Below are 14946 nucleotides of genomic sequence, written 5' to 3' on the forward strand. Positions count from 1 at the left end.
GGGCGCCCGCCGTCGATCCCCCTCAAGATCCCCGGAAGATTCCCCCTTCCGGGCCCCCGCCCCGTCCGTTCGTCGGGGCGGAAACTCAGTGCGGCTCAGCCGAAGCGGCCGGAGACGTAGTCCTCCGTGGCCTTCTCGCGCGGCGTGCTGAAGATCGTGGACGTCTCCGCGTATTCGATCAGCTTGCCCGGCTTGCCGGTGCCGGCGATGTTGAAGAACGCCGTCTTGTCGGAGACGCGCGCGGCCTGCTGCATGTTGTGCGTGACGATGACGACCGTGTACTGGTCCTTCATCTCGTTGATGAGGTCCTCGATCGCCAGGGTGGAGATCGGGTCCAGCGCGGAGCACGGCTCGTCCATGAGGATCACGTCCGGCTCCACCGCGATGCTGCGGGCGATGCAGAGGCGCTGCTGCTGACCGCCGGAGAGGCCCGAGCCCGGCTTCTCCAGGCGGTCCTTGACCTCGTTCCAGAGGTTGGCGCCGCGGAGGGACTTCTCCACGATCGTGTCCGCGTCGCCCTTGGAGATCCGCTTGCCGTTCAGGCGGATGCCCGCCAGCACGTTGTCCCGGATGGACATGGTGGGGAACGGGTTGGGGCGCTGGAAGACCATGCCGATGGTCGAGCGGACGGAGACGGGGTCCACGCCGGGAGCGTAGATGTCGTCTCCGTCCAGGAGGAGCTTGCCCTCCACCCGGGCGCCCGGGATGACCTCGTGCATGCGGTTCAGCGTCCGCAGGAAGGTGGTCTTGCCGCAGCCGGACGGGCCGATGAAGGCCGTCACGGACTTGGGCTCGATGGAGATGTTCACGCCCTCCACAGCGAGGAACTTGCTGTAGTAGACGTTGAAGTCGATGGCGTCGATGCGCTTGGACATGTGGTTCCTTCGTGAAAAGTCTCGAGGGGGCTCAGCGGCCGGTCTTCTTGGGCGCGAACGCCTTGGCGATGAAGCGTGCGGTGAGGTTCAGGAGCATGACGATGATGATCAGCACCAGGGCCGCGGCCCAGGCGCGCTGCTCCGAGGCGTCCGGGGCGGCCGGGGCCGTCGGGAACATCATCTGCCGGTAGATGTATACCGGCAGGGACATCATCCAGTCCTTGGCCAGGTTCCAGTTGGTGCTCACCGCGACGCCGGCCGTGACCAGGATCGGGGCGGTCTCGCCGATGACGCGGGCGATCGCCAGGGTGACACCGGAGGCGATACCGGAGATCGCCGTGGGGATGACGACCTTCAGGATGGTCCGCCACTTGCGCACGCCGAGGGCGTAGGACGCCTCGCGGAGCTCGTTGGGGACCACCCGGAGCATCTCCTCGGTGGAGCGGACGACGACGGGGATCATCAGCACGGACAGGGCGATCACGGCCGTGAAGCCCATGACGTTGTCGCCCGGGCCGACCAGCGTGAGCATGAGGCCGGCCGCGAAGAGGCCCGCGACGATCGACGGGATGCCGGTCATGACGTCCACGAAGAACGTGATGGCCCGGGAGAACGTCCCGCCGCGGCTGTACTCCACCAGGTAGATGGAGGTCAGCAGACCGATCGGGACGGAGATGGCGGTGGCCCCCAGCGTCATGACGAGCGAGCCGATGAGCGCGTGCTTGACGCCGCCCAGGATCGCCGTGCCGTCCTCGACGGAGGCCTGGTCGACCGCGCCGGTGATGCCGGTCATGTCCGAGGCCAGGAAGCCCGGGGCCAGCAGGCCCGGCAGGCCGATGGACAGGACCGTCCAGACCACGGAGATCAGCGGCAGCAGGGCGACCAGGAAAGCGCCCACCACCAGGTTGGTCCAGAGCTGGTCGGTGGCCTTGCGCCCGTTCTCCATGATCCGCGTGACCGCGTAGTTGGAGACGACGTAGAAGATGGCGGTCAGGACCGCCCAGCCGGCGACGTTGAAGCCGAGGACGGCCATGATGGCCGAGGCGACGATGAGCGAGCCGGCGAGGCAGGCGATCCAGGTCCAGCGCGGCTTGCGCCCCTGGATCAGCTTGGACTTGCCGATGTTCTCGCGGTTCTCCTGCAGTACCTGTGTCATCAGTTGGCCCCCGAGAATTCCTTGTGGCGGCTGACGATCCAGCGCGCGATCATGTTGACGGCCAGCGTAATGACGAAGAGGACCAGGCCCGCCGCGATCAGCTCGTGCTGGCGCATTCCGAACGCCTCGGGGAAGTTCAGGGCGATCTCCGACGGGATCGTCTGGTTTCCGACGTTGATGATGTTGGCCGAGAGCGCGCCGGGCGAGAGGACCAGCGTGACGGCCATGGTCTCGCCGAGGGCGCGGCCGAGGCCGAGCATGATGGCCGAGACGATGCCGGCGCGGGCGAACGGCAGGACGGACATCTTGATCATCTCCCAGCGGGTCGCGCCGAGCGCGAGCGCCGCCTCCTCGTGGAGCTTGGGGGTCTGGACGAAGATCTCGCGGCACAGGCTGGTGATGATCGGCAGGATCATCACGGCCAGCACCACCGAGGCGGTGAAGAGGGTGCGCCCGGTCTGCGAGTAGCCGCCGGCGAACAGCGGGATCCAGCCGGCGTTCTCGGCGAGCCAGGCGTAGATCGGGACCAGCTGCGGGCCGAGGAAGGCCATGCCCCAGGCGCCGTAGACCACCGACGGGATGGCCGCCAGGAGGTCGATCACGTAGCCGAAGGCCTGGCTGACGCGCTTGGGGGCGTAGTGGGAGATGAAGAGCGCGACGCCGATGGCGACGGGCGTGGCGATCACCAGTGCGATCGCGGAGGCGATCACGGTGCCGATCATCATCGGCCAGACGTAGGACCAGAAGCTGGTCTTGCCGTGGCTCAGCTCGCCCTCGCCGGCGGTGAGCGCGGGGATCGACTCGACCACCAGGTAGAGGGCGACGAACGCCAGGATGGCGAGGATGACGATGCCCGCCGTGAGCGCGGTGCCGGAGAAGATCTTGTCTCCGGCCCGCCCGGCCGCCGACTTGGGGTCGTGCAGCCCGGATGAGGGGGAAGTGACTGTCACAAGTGTCCTTCGAACGGTAGGAGTGACACGGACTCGCACACGGCCGGAGCCGCGCGCTTCTCTGCTCTACGCGCGGCCGTGGTCCCCGCCGCGGGGGATCGCTGCGGGGACCACGACCTGGGTGCGCGTGAGCGGCGCGATTCAGTTAGAGCTTAGCCCTGAACGCCGATGCCGCCGATGGACTCGAGCGCGCGCTCGCGGAGGGACTCGGAGAGCGGGGCGTTGCCCGCGGAGCCCTCGGCCGTGGTCTGGCCGTCCTCGGAGACGACGTACTCGGCGAAGGCCTTCACCAGGTCGGCGGTCTCCTGGTCCTGGTAGGCGTTGCAGTAGATGTGGTAGGAGACCAGGACGATCGGGTAGGTGCCGGCCGCGGTGGTGTTGCGGTCCAGCTCGACGGCCATGTCGTTCTCCGCGGCGCCCTCGACCGGGTTCGCGTTCTCGACGGCCTTGGCAGCGGCCTCGGCGGAGTACGGGACGTACTCCTCGCCGACCTTCACGGCCACGGTCCCGAGGGAGCCGACGGCGGAGGCGTCGGCGTAGGTGATCGCACCGTCGGTGCTGGAGACGAGGCCCACGACGCCGGCCGTGCCCTGCGCGTTGTCCGCGACGATCTCCTGCGGCCAGTCCTCGACGACGTCGTAGGTCCAGTTCTCCGGGGCCGCGGCGGTCAGGTAGTCGGTGAAGTTCTCGGTGGTGCCCGAGGAGTCCGAGCGGTGGACCACGGTGATCGGGGTCTCGGGGAGCTCGGCGTCCGGGTTCTGCTCGGCGATCTCCGGGGCGTTCCAGGCGGTGATCTTGCCGGCGAAGATGCCGGCGATGGTCTCCGCGTCCAGGTTCAGCGTGTCCACGCCCTCCAGGTTGAACGCGACGGCGACCGGGGAGATGTAGGCCGGGATGTGGAAGGCGCCGTCCGGGCCGCAGACCTCCTTGGAGCTCTCCAGCTCCTCGGCGTCCATGGCGGCGTCGGAGCCGGCGAAGGAGTACTGGCCGGCCAGGAAGCCCTCGCGGCCCGAGCCGGAGCCGACCGGGTTGTACTGGACGGTGGCCTCGGGGGCCACGGACGAGAAGCCGTCCGTCCAGGCCGTCATCGCTGCCTCCTGCGAGGACGCGCCGCCGCCGGAGAGCGTGCCGGTCACCTCGGACGCCGCGCCGCCACCGGCCGAGCCGGAGGCCTCGGTGGTCGGGTTGTTGGAGCCACCGCAGGCCGTCAGGGCGACGGCGGCGACGGAAAGGACGGCTGCGGACTGAGCGAAGTGGAGCTTCTTCACGTGTTTCCCCTTGTACGTTCGTACGTTCTGGATCAGGACCAGTCTCGAAACTAGGCGGGACAGGTAAAGGGCCCGGCCGTTAAAGGTGAACGGCAGGTTAACGGCGCTCGTAGCTTCGACTATTTGCGGCGAGCATCACACGAAGTGAGGCCAGCATCACATGAAAGACTGGTCCCATGGAAGGGGACGCTCCGGCACGCAGCGGCGGCACAGCTCGAAGGGCCGGCACGGGTCAGGGCGGCGCACAGACCGGCACGGCCCTGGGCCGCGCGCGCGGCTTCATGGCGAGCCGCAGCCGCGTCGGCGCCCTGCGCGTGAGGTCCTCGCTCTGGAAGATCGTCCAGATCACGTTCTGCTCGGTCGCCGCCTACTGGGTGGCGGAGCAGCTGCTCGGCCACTCCGCGCCGCTGTTCGCGGCGACGAGCGCCATGATCGCGCTCGGCTTCGGCCACGGCACCCACCTGCGGCGCACCGTCGAGGTCGCCGCCGGCTGCACGCTCGGCATTCTCATCGGGGACCTGCTGCTGGCGCTGGTGGGCACGGGCATCCTGCAGGCGGCCGCCGTCGTGGCGGTGTCCCTGATCATCGCCCGGTTCCTGGACAGCGGCACCATCTTCAGCACCCAGCTGGGCCTGCAGTCCCTGCTGGTGGTGCTCCTGCCCGCCCCGGAGGGCGGGGTGTTCACCCGCAGCATCGACGCCCTGGTGGGAGGCGTCATCGCGCTCCTCGTCGTCGTGCTCACGCCCCGCAATCCCCGGCTCGAGCCGGCCGACCGGCTGCGGGAGGTGATCGAGGACCTCGCCGGCGTCCTCCGGGAGAGCGCGACGGCGGTCCGTGGGCTCGACGCGACGGCGGCGTGGCACGCCCTGGTGCAGGCCAGGGCCACGCAGAAGAACATCGACGATCTCCCGACCATGCTGCGCGGGGCCAACGAGATCGCCACGATGGCCCCGGCCTACCGGGGCCAGCGCGCCGAGCTGCGGCGACTCAAGCGCGTCGCCGACCAGGTGGACCTGGGCGTGCGCAGCTCTCGCGTGATCGCCCGCCGGCTGGCCAGCGCGATCACGCACGGCTCCGTCGACGAGGCCGACGCGGACGCCCTGTCCACCTATCTGGACTCGCTGGCGGACGCCATGCTGCACCTGCGCCGGTCGGTGACGGAGCCGACGACGTCCGGGCGGACGAGCGCCGAGTACCTCGCCCGGCAGGAGCTGGCCGAGTGCGCGTCCCGCCTGGACCCGGCGGAGTTCGGCGTGACGGGCCTGGAGTGCCAGTCGCTCATCATGATGCTGCGCCCCCTGACGGTGGACCTGCTGATCGGCGCCGGCGCCGAGCGCGAGGAGGCGGTCGGCTACCTGCCGCGGCTGTGACCCTGTGGACCCAGCACCATGCTGCGGGTGCGGGCCGATAGAGTCGGTGACCGTGCCAACCAAGTCGACAACGCGCAGCAAGAGCCCCGGCTACCGGTGCGCCGAATGCGGGTGGACCACCGTCAAGTGGGCCGGCCGCTGCGGCGAGTGCCAGGCGTGGGGAACGGTCGCGGAGATCGGGCAGGTCGCCGCCCGGACCCAGGCCTCCAGCGTCAGCCAGCCCGCGCCCGTCATCACGGACGTGGACGCCAGCGCGGCCACCTACCGCCCCACCGGCGTCGGAGAGCTGGACCGCGTGCTCGGCGGCGGCCTGGTCCCGGGCGCGGTGATCCTGCTCGCGGGCGAGCCCGGCGTTGGCAAGTCCACGCTGCTGCTGGACGTCGCCGCCCGCACCGCGCGGAACGGGCAGACGGTCCTGTACGTCACGGGCGAGGAGTCGGCGGCGCAGGTGCGGCTGCGCGCGGACCGGATCGACGCCCTGGCCGAGACCCTCCACCTCACGGCGGAGACGGACCTGGGCATGGCCCTGGGGCAGGTCGAGCGGATCGCCCCGGACCTGCTGATCGTCGACTCCGTGCAGACGCTCTCCTCGGCGGAGGTCGAGGGCAGCGCCGGCGGCGTCACCCAGGTGCGCGAGGTCGCGTCCTCACTCATCAACGCCGCGAAGAAACGGAACATGACGGCCATCCTGGTGGGCCACGTGACCAAGGAGGGCTCCATCGCGGGGCCCCGGCTGCTCGAGCACCTGGTGGACGTGGTCTGCCAGTTCGACGGCGAGCGCCACTCGAGGCTGCGGCTGATGCGGGCCGCGAAGAACCGGTACGGCCCCACGGACGAAGTCGGCTGCTTCGACCTGACCGAGACGGGCATCGAGGGACTCGCCGATCCCAGCCGCCTGTTCGTGACGCCGACGAAGGACCCGGTCTCCGGCACGTGCATCACCGTGACCATCGAGGGCCGGCGGCCCCTGCTGGCCGAGGTGCAGGCGCTCGTGGCCCGGAGCGCCACGTCTCAGCCGCGGCGGGCGACCAGCGGCCTGGACTCCGCCCGGACCGCCATGATCCTCGCGGTGCTCGCCGCGCGCGCGAAGATGGACCTCACCGGCATGGACACGTACGTGGCCACCGTCGGGGGCGTCCGGCTGGCCGAACCCGCCGTCGACCTGGCCACGGCCCTCGCGATCGCGAGCGCGGTGCTGGAGCGGCCGCTGCCGCCGCAGCTCGTGGCGTACGGCGAGGTGGGCCTCGCCGGGGAGGTCCGGCAAGTCCCGGAGATCACCCGGCGCATCAACGAGGCCGAGCGCCTGGGGTTCCGCTACGCCGTCGTCCCCGCGAGCCCCAACGGGCCGGGCACGCTGCCCAACGGGTTCCGGGTGCGCGAGGTCGGCACGCTCAGCGAGGCGCTGGAGGCGGTCTTCCCGAACCTCGGGTGACGCGGGCGCGTCCACGGCCGGGACTCCCGCCTAGAATCGAGGGCAAGGACCGGCCGGAGGGGTTTGCCATGACCAAGAGCACGCACGACGCGCTGCGCAGCACGCTCGCGCGCATCGCGCCGGGGACCCAGCTGCGCGACGGCCTCGAGCGCATCCTGCGCGGGCGCACCGGAGCCCTGATCGTCCTGGGCTACGACAAGACGGTGGACGGCATCTGCTCCGGCGGCTTCGACATCGGCATCGAGTTCTCCCCCACGCGCCTGCGCGAGCTGGCCAAGATGGACGGGGCGATCGTCTGCGACCGCAACGCGTCCACGATCATCCGCGCCGCCGTCCAGCTCGTGCCGGACCACCGGATCCCGACGCAGGAGTCCGGGACGCGGCACCGCACGGCCGAGCGCGTCGCCATCCAGACCGGCGTGCCGGTCATCTCGGTCTCGCAGTCCATGCAGATCATCGCGATCTACGTGGACGGCGTCCGGCACGTCCTCGAGGGCTCCGAGCCGATCCTCGCCCGGGCCAACCAGGCCCTGCAGACCCTGGAGCGCTACCGCGACCGGCTGGACCAGGTCACCCGCTCGCTGTCCGCCCTCGAGATCGAGGCGCTGGTCACCGTGCGGGACGTCGCCCTGGTCCTGCAGCGCCAGGAGATGGTCCGGCGGATCGCCGAGGAGATCTCCCAGTACGTCCTGGAACTCGGCGTCGACGGCCGCCTGCTCTCCCTGCAGCTGGACGAGCTCAACAGCGGCCTCGGGCCCGGCAGCGACATGCTCCTGCGCGACTACTCCCGCGAGAGCGTCGACCACGCCGACGTCGACGAGGCGCTGGCCCGGCTCCGCTCGTTCTCCTCGGCCGAGATCATCGATCTGACGCGCATCGCGACCGTGTTCGGCTACGGGACCACCGCCGACAACCTCGACACTCCCCTGCGGCCCAAGGGCTACCGCCTGCTGGCGGGCATCAAGGCGCTCCCCCGCTCCGTGGCCGCCCGGCTGGCCGAGAACTTCGATGACCTGCAGCAGCTGATGGCGGCCAACATCTCCGACCTCATGTCGGTGGAGGGCATCGGCGAGCAGCGGGCCAAGAAGGTCCGCGAGGACCTCTCCCGGGTCGCCGAGACCAGTCTGCTCGAGCGCTTCTCCTAGCGGGCCCGGCCCGCACCGGCCGACGCGCCCGAGCGGCTACTGGAGCTGGAAGACGGCGCCCTTGCTCTCGCGGTCGCCCAGCTTGGCGGTGAACCCGTACGTCCCGGGGCGCGGATTGGAGCTCACCGGCTCGCAGCCGGGCGCGCTGCGCACGCGCTCCCACGTGAAGCGGGCCGTCTCGGCCTGCCCGGGCTCCATGGTGATCCGCAGGTCGGAGGCCTCCGCCAGGCAGTCCTTGGTGGAGAAGATCCGGTCGTCGCCGCTCATCACCAGGAACTCCTGCTCGCCCGTGCCGACGTTCACGTCGCAGGGCGCCTCGCCGGTGTTCTCGATGGTCATGATCAACACCGGATTGGCGTCCGGGCCGTAGGAGGCGGCGTCGGTGGAGGATCTCACCACCACGTCGTCCGGCTGACAGTCCCCCGCTGCGCCGGACACGGTGCCGTCGCTGGGGCCCGGGGCCCCCGATGCGCTGGGATCGGCGGGGGCCGACGCCCCGGCCTCGCCTCCGGCCTGGGCGGTCGGCCCGGCGTCGTTCCCGCGGACCATGCCGACCACGGCGCTGACACCCCAGACGAGGAGCGCGAGCACCACCAGCAGGGCCACGAGCGCTACGAGCCGGCGGCGCCGGTACACGGCGGGGCTGGGCCGGCGCGGCGACGGTGCGGAGGAGGACATGCGCCCAGCTTAACGCCCACCCGGGCGCGCACCCGGGAGGCGCACGCAGCGCTGGCCGGGCTCCCTTAAAGTGGTCTGGTGCCCCGCCCACCAGCCGTCGCCGACCCCGCCCGCCTGCCCGCCGATCTGCCGCGCGTCCACGCCGGGATCGCCGCGTGGTTCGCCGTCCACGGGCGCGACCTGCCGTGGCGCCGCCCCGACGCCGGGCCGTGGGGCGTGATGGTGAGCGAGTACATGCTCCAGCAGACGCCGGTGGTGCGCGTCCTGCCGGTGTGGCTCGAGTGGATGGAGCGCTGGCCGACGCCGGCGGACCTCGCCGCCGAGCCGTCCGGGGAGGCCCTGCGGGCCTGGGGCCGGCTCGGCTACCCGCGCCGGGCGCTCCGCCTGCACGCCGCGGCCCGGCGGATCGTCGAGGACCACGACGGCGCGGTGCCGGAGCGGTACGAGGACCTCCTGGCGCTCCCGGGTGTCGGCGCCTACACGGCGGCCGCGATCTCCTGCTTCGCGTTCGGCCGCCCGGAGACCGTGGTGGACACGAACATCCGCCGCGTCCACGCGCGGCTCTTCACCGGCAACGCACTGCCGGAGCCCGCCTACACGGCCGCCGAGGCCCGCCTCGCCGAGGCGCTGATGCCGGACACGGAGCACGACGGCGGCGCCCTCGCCAACGCCTGGAACGCCGGCGTCATGGAGCTCGGCGCACTGGTGTGCACGGCGCGGGCGCCCCGGTGCGACGACTGCCCCGTGCGGGACGCGTGCGCCTGGCTGCGCGCCGGGCAGCCGGCCCCGCACTACACGCCCCGGGGGCAGCCGTGGGCGGGCACGGACCGCCAGGTCCGCGGCGCGTTCATGGCGGCGCTCCGGGACGCGGACGCCCCGGTGGGGCGGGAGGAGCTGCTGCGTGCCGACGTCGTGCTCGCCACCGGTGCGCCGGCCGACCAGCTGGAGCGCTGCCTCGCCTCGCTCCTGGCGGACGGCCTCGCCCACGAGGGCCGGCACGGGGTCGCGCTCCCCCACTGAGGCGCTCCCGCCGAGTGGGCCGCACCGAGAAGAGCCCGCCCCGGCCCGGGCCCCGCGGCGCGTAACAAACGGCCCGGCACGGCGAGCGCTGGCGCAGGCACCCGGACCGGGTGCAAGAATCTCCCTCCGGCAGGACGGCCGCCGACGACGGCGGCGGCACGCGCAGAAAGGGACGCTCGCGACATGAGCAGCACGCAGGACAGGACTCTCTCCAAGTCCCTCGGGAACATCGACGCGCTGGCCCTCGGCTTCGGCGCCATGATCGGCTTCGGCTGGGTGGTGCTCACGGGCGGCTGGCTGGAGAGCGCCGGAACGCTCGGCGCGGCCCTCGCCATGGCGGTGGGCGGCGGCATCATGGCCGTCGTGGGGCTGACCTACGCGGAGCTCACCGGCTCCATGCCCAAGGCCGGCGGCGAGCACAACTTCATCCTCCGCGCGCTCGGCCCGCGCCCGTCCTTCCTCGGCTCCTGGGCCATCACCGGCGGCTACGTCACCATCGTGGCGTTCGAGGCCGTCGCGCTGCCCCGCACGGTGGAGTACATCGTGCCGGGGATGAGCCGGGTCCCCCTGTGGACGGTGGCGGGCTTCGAGGTGAACCTGACCTGGGCCCTGGTGGGCGTCGCCGCCGCGATCCTGCTGACGTGGATCAACATCCGCGGCGTCAAGCAGGCCGGCGTGGTCCAGACGTTCACCGTCCTGTTCCTGCTGGCCATCGGCGCGCTGCTGCTCCTGGGCTCCTTCACCGGCGGCGAGGCGCAGAACATGCAGCCGCTGTTCACCGGCGGCATGGCCGGCTTCTTCGCGGTGCTCGTGGCCGTGCCGTTCCTCTTCATCGGCTTCGACGTCATCCCGCAGTCCGCCGAGGAGGTCAACATCCCCGCCCGGAAGATCGGCTCGCTGGTGGTCCTGGCCGTGGTGCTGGCCACCGCCTGGTACGTCATGGTGGTCCTGACGACGTCGACCGCGATGCCCGCCGGCGAGCTCGCCGCGGCCGACATCGCGACCGCCGACGGCTTCGGCGCCCTGTTCGGGTCCGAGCTGATGTCCAAGGTCCTCATCGCCGGCGGCATCGCCGGCATCCTCACGTCCTGGAACTCGCTGCTGCTCGGGGCCTCCCGCCTGATCTACTCGCTGGCGCGCAGCGGCATGCTGCCGGAGTGGTTCGCCGATCTGCACCCGAAGTACCGCACCCCGCACAAGGCGCTGATGTTCATCGGCGGCATCTCGATGATCGCCCCGTTCTTCGGCGCCGAGATGCTCGGCTGGCTGGTGGACTCCGGCGCGCCGAGCATCATCGTGGCCTACTTCCTGGTCTCCGTGACGTTCCTGGTGCTGCGCCGCCGCGAGCCGGCCATGGACCGCCCGCTGCGCGTCGGCGGCGCGGGCCGCGGCGGCGAGCTCATCGGCTGGGCCTCGGTGATCCTGACCGCCGCCCTCTTCAGCCTCTACATGCCGGGCATGCCGGCGTCGCTGAGCTGGGAGCCCTGGCTGATCTTCGCCGCGTGGTGGGCCCTCGGCGCCGTGTTCTTCTTCCGCGTCCCAGCCGGAATCCCCGCCGGCGAGGACGCGGAGGCGAAGGTGCTCGCCGCCGTCCGGGCCCGCTCGGGAGCCGGCGCGGCCGCTCGCTGACCCGCCGCCGGCGGACGCCGACCCGCTAGGCTTCCCCCAGCAGCGTGGAAGGGAACCGCATGGACGCTCTCGACGAGCTGGAGCGCCGCATCGTCGCGGCGCTCCAGATCAATCCGCGCGCCTCGTGGCGGACGGTCGCGGCGGCCCTCGGCGAGCACGAGCGCTCGGTCGCGCGGCGCGGGGCCGAGCTGCTCGACGGCGGGCGGGTCGCCGCCGTCGGGATCCGGGCCCGGGAGGCCTCCCTCCTGGTCCGGGCCCGGTGCGTGCCCGGCTCGGCGCCGGTGACGGCGGAGTCCCTGGCGAACCGGGCGGACTCGAGCTTCTCCTACATGGTCACCGGCTCGACCGACGTGGTCGCGGAGATCCTGACGACGCGCGGCCAGCTGGCCCATCTGCTCAGCGTGGAGCTGGCGACGACGCCGGGGGTCGCCCGCGCGGAGACGCTGCCGGTTCTGAAGTACTTCCGCACCATCCGCTCGTGGCGGGTCGGCGCCCTGACCCCGCACGAGAGCGAGGCGATGGGCGAGGGCCGGCGGCCGGAGGCCAACGACCGGCCGACCGACCGGCCGCTGTCGGCGCAGGACCAGGACATCGTGGGCTGCCTGATCTCCAATGCGCGGATGAGCTTCGAGGAGATCGCCCGCCGATCCGGGGTCTCCGAGACCACGGCGCGGCGCCGGGTCGACTGGCTGCTCGCCAACGACGTGGTGCAGCTGCGCGTGCTCGTCGAGCCGGCCGCCGTCGGCCTCCCACTGGAGGCCCTGGTCTGGCTGCGCGTCGCCCCGGACCGGCTGGAGCGGATCGGCCAGTCCCTGCGCCGGGACCCCCGGGTCCGCTACGCCGCCGCCCTCGCCGGCAGCAGCCAGCTCGTGGTGGACGTGACCCTGGCGACCAGCGAGGACCTCTACCGCTTCGTCACCGAGTCGGAGTGGTCCTCCGGCGTCGAGTCATTCGACATCAGCATGGTGGTGCGGGCCCGCAAGCGCGGGGGCCGTCTCAACGATCCGTCCGTGGTCTGAGACCTCCGGGGCGCGCTGGGCGTAGCCCGTCGCCGCCTCGTAGACGCGGGCCCAGCGGAGCAGCTGGGCGTCCCGGTAGTGGAACGCCGTCAGCTGGACCCCGGTGGGCAGGCCGGCCCCGTTGAACCCGGCCGGCATCGCCAGGGTCGGCAGGCCCGTGGCCGAGAGCACGCACGCCGAGCGCATCCAGTCCAGGTACGTCTCCGACTCGACCCCGGCGACGCGCTCCGGGTAGCGGAGGGCCGCGTCGAACGGGACCACCTGGGCGCCGGGGGTGAGGAGCAGGTCGTGTCCGCTGAAGAATGCGCGGACCCGCTCCTGGAGCCGGGTCGCGGCGGCGGTGGTCTCGATGATCTCGCGGGCGTCCAGCGCCCACCCCTTGCGCACATTCCAGATCACCTCCGGCTTGATCAGCTCCGGCACGGTGTCCACGAGGGAGCCCAGCCCGGACGCGAAGTCCAGGGCGCGCGTGTTGCCGAAGACGCGGTCCGCCTCGGCGAGGTCGATGCACGCCTCCTCGACCGTCGCCCCGAGCGACTCGAGGACGGCGGCCGCCCGGTCCAGTGCCTCCAGCATGTCCGGCTCCACGGGGATGCCGAGCCCGAAGTCGCGGGAGATCGCGACCCGGACGCCGCGCAGGTCGTCCGGCGCCGGCCCGCCGAACGCGGACGCCTCCAGGGGCGCCTGCAGCTGCAGCTCCTCGGCCGGGCCGGCGACCGAGCGCAGGAAGAGCTCGAGGTCGCGGACCGTCCGGGCCATCGGCCCCGTCCGGCCGAGCCACGCCCACGCGTTCCGCTCGGCCGGCATCGGGACCACGCCGAGCGAGGGCCGGAAGCCGAAGACGTTGCAGAAGGAGGCCGGGATCCGCAGGGAGCCGCCCATGTCGCTGCCCTCGCCCAACGGCTGGATGCGGGCCGCGACGGCGGCCGCCACGCCCCCGCTGGAGCCGCCGGCGCTGAGCGTCGTCGCGTAGGGGTTGGTGGTGGTCCCGAAGACCGGGTTGAACGTGTGGGAGCCGGCCCCGAACTCGGGCACGTTGTTCTTGCCGGTGGCGACCACCCCTGCGGCCCGGAGCCGGGCGATCAGTAGGTCGTCGCGCTCCGGCACGTGGTCGGCGAACACCGGCGACCCGCTGGTGGAGCGCATCCCGGCGACCCGGTGGGTGTCCTTGTGGGTCATGGGCAGTCCGTGCAGCGGGCCGGCGGGGCCGGAGGCGGCGAACCGGCGGTCGGCCTCGGCGGCGCGCCCCAGCGCGCCCTCGGCGTCGACGGTGGCGACGGCGTTGATGGCGCCGTCGACCTCCTCGATGCGGTCCAGGTGGGCCTGCGTCAGCTCGCGCGACGAGAGCGCGCCGGAGGCGAGCAGCGCCACGAGTTCGGTGGCCGACTTCTCGAGCAGGTCTGTCATGGCTACTCCTGTGGTGGTGGGACCGGGTGCGACGGCACCGGGCCGCGCTGGTCCCTCGAGTGTGTCCGGCATCACTGCCCACTGGGAAGCGGCCTCCGCAGATTGGGCCCAGGTGGCGGATCTGGACAGATTCGGGTCCAGAACCGCCAACCGTTGAACGCGCCTCCCTGCGGTGTGAATGTTGTGGACATCACATTCGGCGCACTGGAAGGACATTCCATGAGCAGCACATCAGCGGTCGCCACCGCGAACGGGGCCTCCACCGACATCGCGGCCGTCGCGAACTCGCCGATCCTCTGGATCTGCGCGCTCGGCGTCTTCGCGGTCATCTTCGTCCAGACGGCCATCTACATGAAGGCCAGCCGGACGGCCGGCGCCTCGGTCGGCCTGGACAACCGCGACCTCACCCGGGCGCTGCGCTCCGGGGCGATCTCCTCGATCGGCCCGTCCCTGGCCGTGGTCATCGTGGCCATCGCCCTGCTGGCGCTCTTCGGCACGCCGGCCGTCCTGATCCGCATCGGCCTGATCGGCTCCGTCTCGACCGAGGTCGCCTCCGCCTCCATCGCCGCCACGTCGCTCGGCGCGGACCTGGGCGGGCCCGACTACACGCAGCAGGTGTTCGCCATCGCGTTCATCGCGATGTGCCTCAGTGGCGGGGCCTGGATGCTCGCCACCCTGCTCCTCACCCCGCTCCTCAAGCGCGGCGGCAACAAGCTGGCCGAGGTCAACCCGGCGGCGATGGCCCTCATCCCGGGGGCCGCGCTCCTCGGGGCGTTCTCCACGCTGACGGTCGCCGAGCTGCCGAAGTCCTCGCTCGGCGCCGCGACCGTGGTCGTCTCCAGCGTCGTGATGGCTGGCCTGCTCTTCGCGGCGAAGAAGCTCCACGCCGGCTGGCTCAAGGAGTGGGCGCTCGGCATCTCGATCCTCGTCGCCCTGACGTTCGCCTACATCGCGCACACGGCCACCGCGGCCTGACCCGCCCGCCAGAACCAGGAGT

Annotated in this window: 13 protein-coding genes; 7 read left to right on the forward strand and 6 right to left on the reverse strand. The window is 71.9% G+C overall.

The window, feature by feature from the left end; all coding sequences use genetic code 11:
- Positions 1 to 95: 95 nt before the first annotated feature.
- From pstB to pstS, 4 genes are all read right to left on the reverse strand, one after another.
- Positions 96 to 875: a phosphate ABC transporter ATP-binding protein PstB gene (gene pstB, locus ABD784_RS12545; protein WP_344885235.1), complete on the reverse strand. Its 780-nt coding sequence runs from the start codon at positions 873 to 875 to the stop codon at positions 96 to 98.
- A gap of 31 nt (positions 876 to 906) precedes the next feature.
- Positions 907 to 2031 carry a phosphate ABC transporter permease PstA gene (gene pstA / locus ABD784_RS12550; RefSeq protein ID WP_344885238.1) on the reverse strand — a complete coding sequence of 375 codons (1125 nt, stop codon included), beginning with the start codon at positions 2029 to 2031 and terminating at the stop codon, positions 907 to 909.
- Entirely contained in the window at positions 2031 to 2981 is a 951-nt protein-coding gene (gene pstC / locus ABD784_RS12555) for a phosphate ABC transporter permease subunit PstC (RefSeq protein WP_344885241.1), read from the reverse strand. The genes pstA and pstC overlap by 1 nt, the downstream gene beginning before the upstream one ends.
- A 152-nt stretch (positions 2982 to 3133) precedes the next feature.
- On the reverse strand, positions 3134 to 4249 hold the full coding sequence (gene pstS, locus ABD784_RS12560; RefSeq protein ID WP_344885244.1) for a phosphate ABC transporter substrate-binding protein PstS: 1116 nt from the start codon (positions 4247 to 4249) through the stop codon (positions 3134 to 3136).
- A 176-nt stretch (positions 4250 to 4425) separates the two neighbouring features.
- On the opposite strand from pstS, the gene ABD784_RS12565 reads away from it, so the two are divergent.
- From ABD784_RS12565 to disA, 3 genes are all read left to right on the forward strand, one after another.
- Entirely contained in the window at positions 4426 to 5619 is a 1194-nt protein-coding gene (locus ABD784_RS12565; RefSeq protein WP_344885247.1) for an FUSC family protein, read from the forward strand.
- A gap of 52 nt (positions 5620 to 5671) precedes the next feature.
- Positions 5672 to 7051, forward strand: a complete 1380-nt coding sequence (radA, locus tag ABD784_RS12570; RefSeq protein WP_344885250.1) for a DNA repair protein RadA — start codon at positions 5672 to 5674, stop codon at positions 7049 to 7051.
- A 68-nt stretch (positions 7052 to 7119) separates the two neighbouring features.
- The gene (disA, locus tag ABD784_RS12575) at positions 7120 to 8196 is read left to right on the forward strand and encodes a DNA integrity scanning diadenylate cyclase DisA (protein ID WP_344885253.1); all 1077 of its coding nucleotides are present in this window, start codon (positions 7120 to 7122) and stop codon (positions 8194 to 8196) included.
- Between the two features lie 36 nt (positions 8197 to 8232).
- Here disA and ABD784_RS12580 read toward each other — a convergent pair whose 3' ends face one another.
- A complete protein-coding gene (locus tag ABD784_RS12580) occupies positions 8233 to 8874 on the reverse strand; it encodes a hypothetical protein (RefSeq protein ID WP_344885256.1) in 642 nt (213 codons plus the stop codon).
- Between the two features lie 78 nt (positions 8875 to 8952).
- On the opposite strand from ABD784_RS12580, the gene ABD784_RS12585 reads away from it, so the two are divergent.
- From ABD784_RS12585 to ABD784_RS12595, 3 genes are all read left to right on the forward strand, one after another.
- Positions 8953 to 9894, forward strand: a complete 942-nt coding sequence (locus tag ABD784_RS12585) for an HhH-GPD family protein (protein WP_425582977.1) — start codon at positions 8953 to 8955, stop codon at positions 9892 to 9894.
- Positions 9895 to 10077: 183 nt separating this feature from the next.
- Complete coding sequence (locus ABD784_RS12590) at positions 10078 to 11523, forward strand: APC family permease (protein ID WP_344885259.1); 1446 nt, start codon at positions 10078 to 10080, stop codon at positions 11521 to 11523.
- A gap of 59 nt (positions 11524 to 11582) precedes the next feature.
- Entirely contained in the window at positions 11583 to 12542 is a 960-nt protein-coding gene (locus tag ABD784_RS12595; RefSeq protein ID WP_344885262.1) for an Lrp/AsnC family transcriptional regulator, read from the forward strand.
- Here ABD784_RS12595 and ABD784_RS12600 read toward each other — a convergent pair.
- Positions 12471 to 13949 (reverse strand): amidase, encoded by a 1479-nt coding sequence (locus ABD784_RS12600; protein ID WP_344885265.1) that lies wholly within the window; start codon positions 13947 to 13949, stop codon positions 12471 to 12473. The genes ABD784_RS12595 and ABD784_RS12600 overlap by 72 nt on opposite strands.
- A gap of 219 nt (positions 13950 to 14168) precedes the next feature.
- Between ABD784_RS12600 and ABD784_RS12605 the strand changes: the two genes are divergently transcribed.
- The gene (locus tag ABD784_RS12605; RefSeq protein WP_344885267.1) at positions 14169 to 14924 is read left to right on the forward strand and encodes a DUF5058 family protein; all 756 of its coding nucleotides are present in this window, start codon (positions 14169 to 14171) and stop codon (positions 14922 to 14924) included.
- Positions 14925 to 14946: the final 22 nt, after the last annotated feature.

Origin of the sequence: Zhihengliuella alba, from assembly GCF_039538765.1 — a bacterium.
GTDB lineage: Bacteria > Actinomycetota > Actinomycetes > Actinomycetales > Micrococcaceae > Zhihengliuella > Zhihengliuella alba.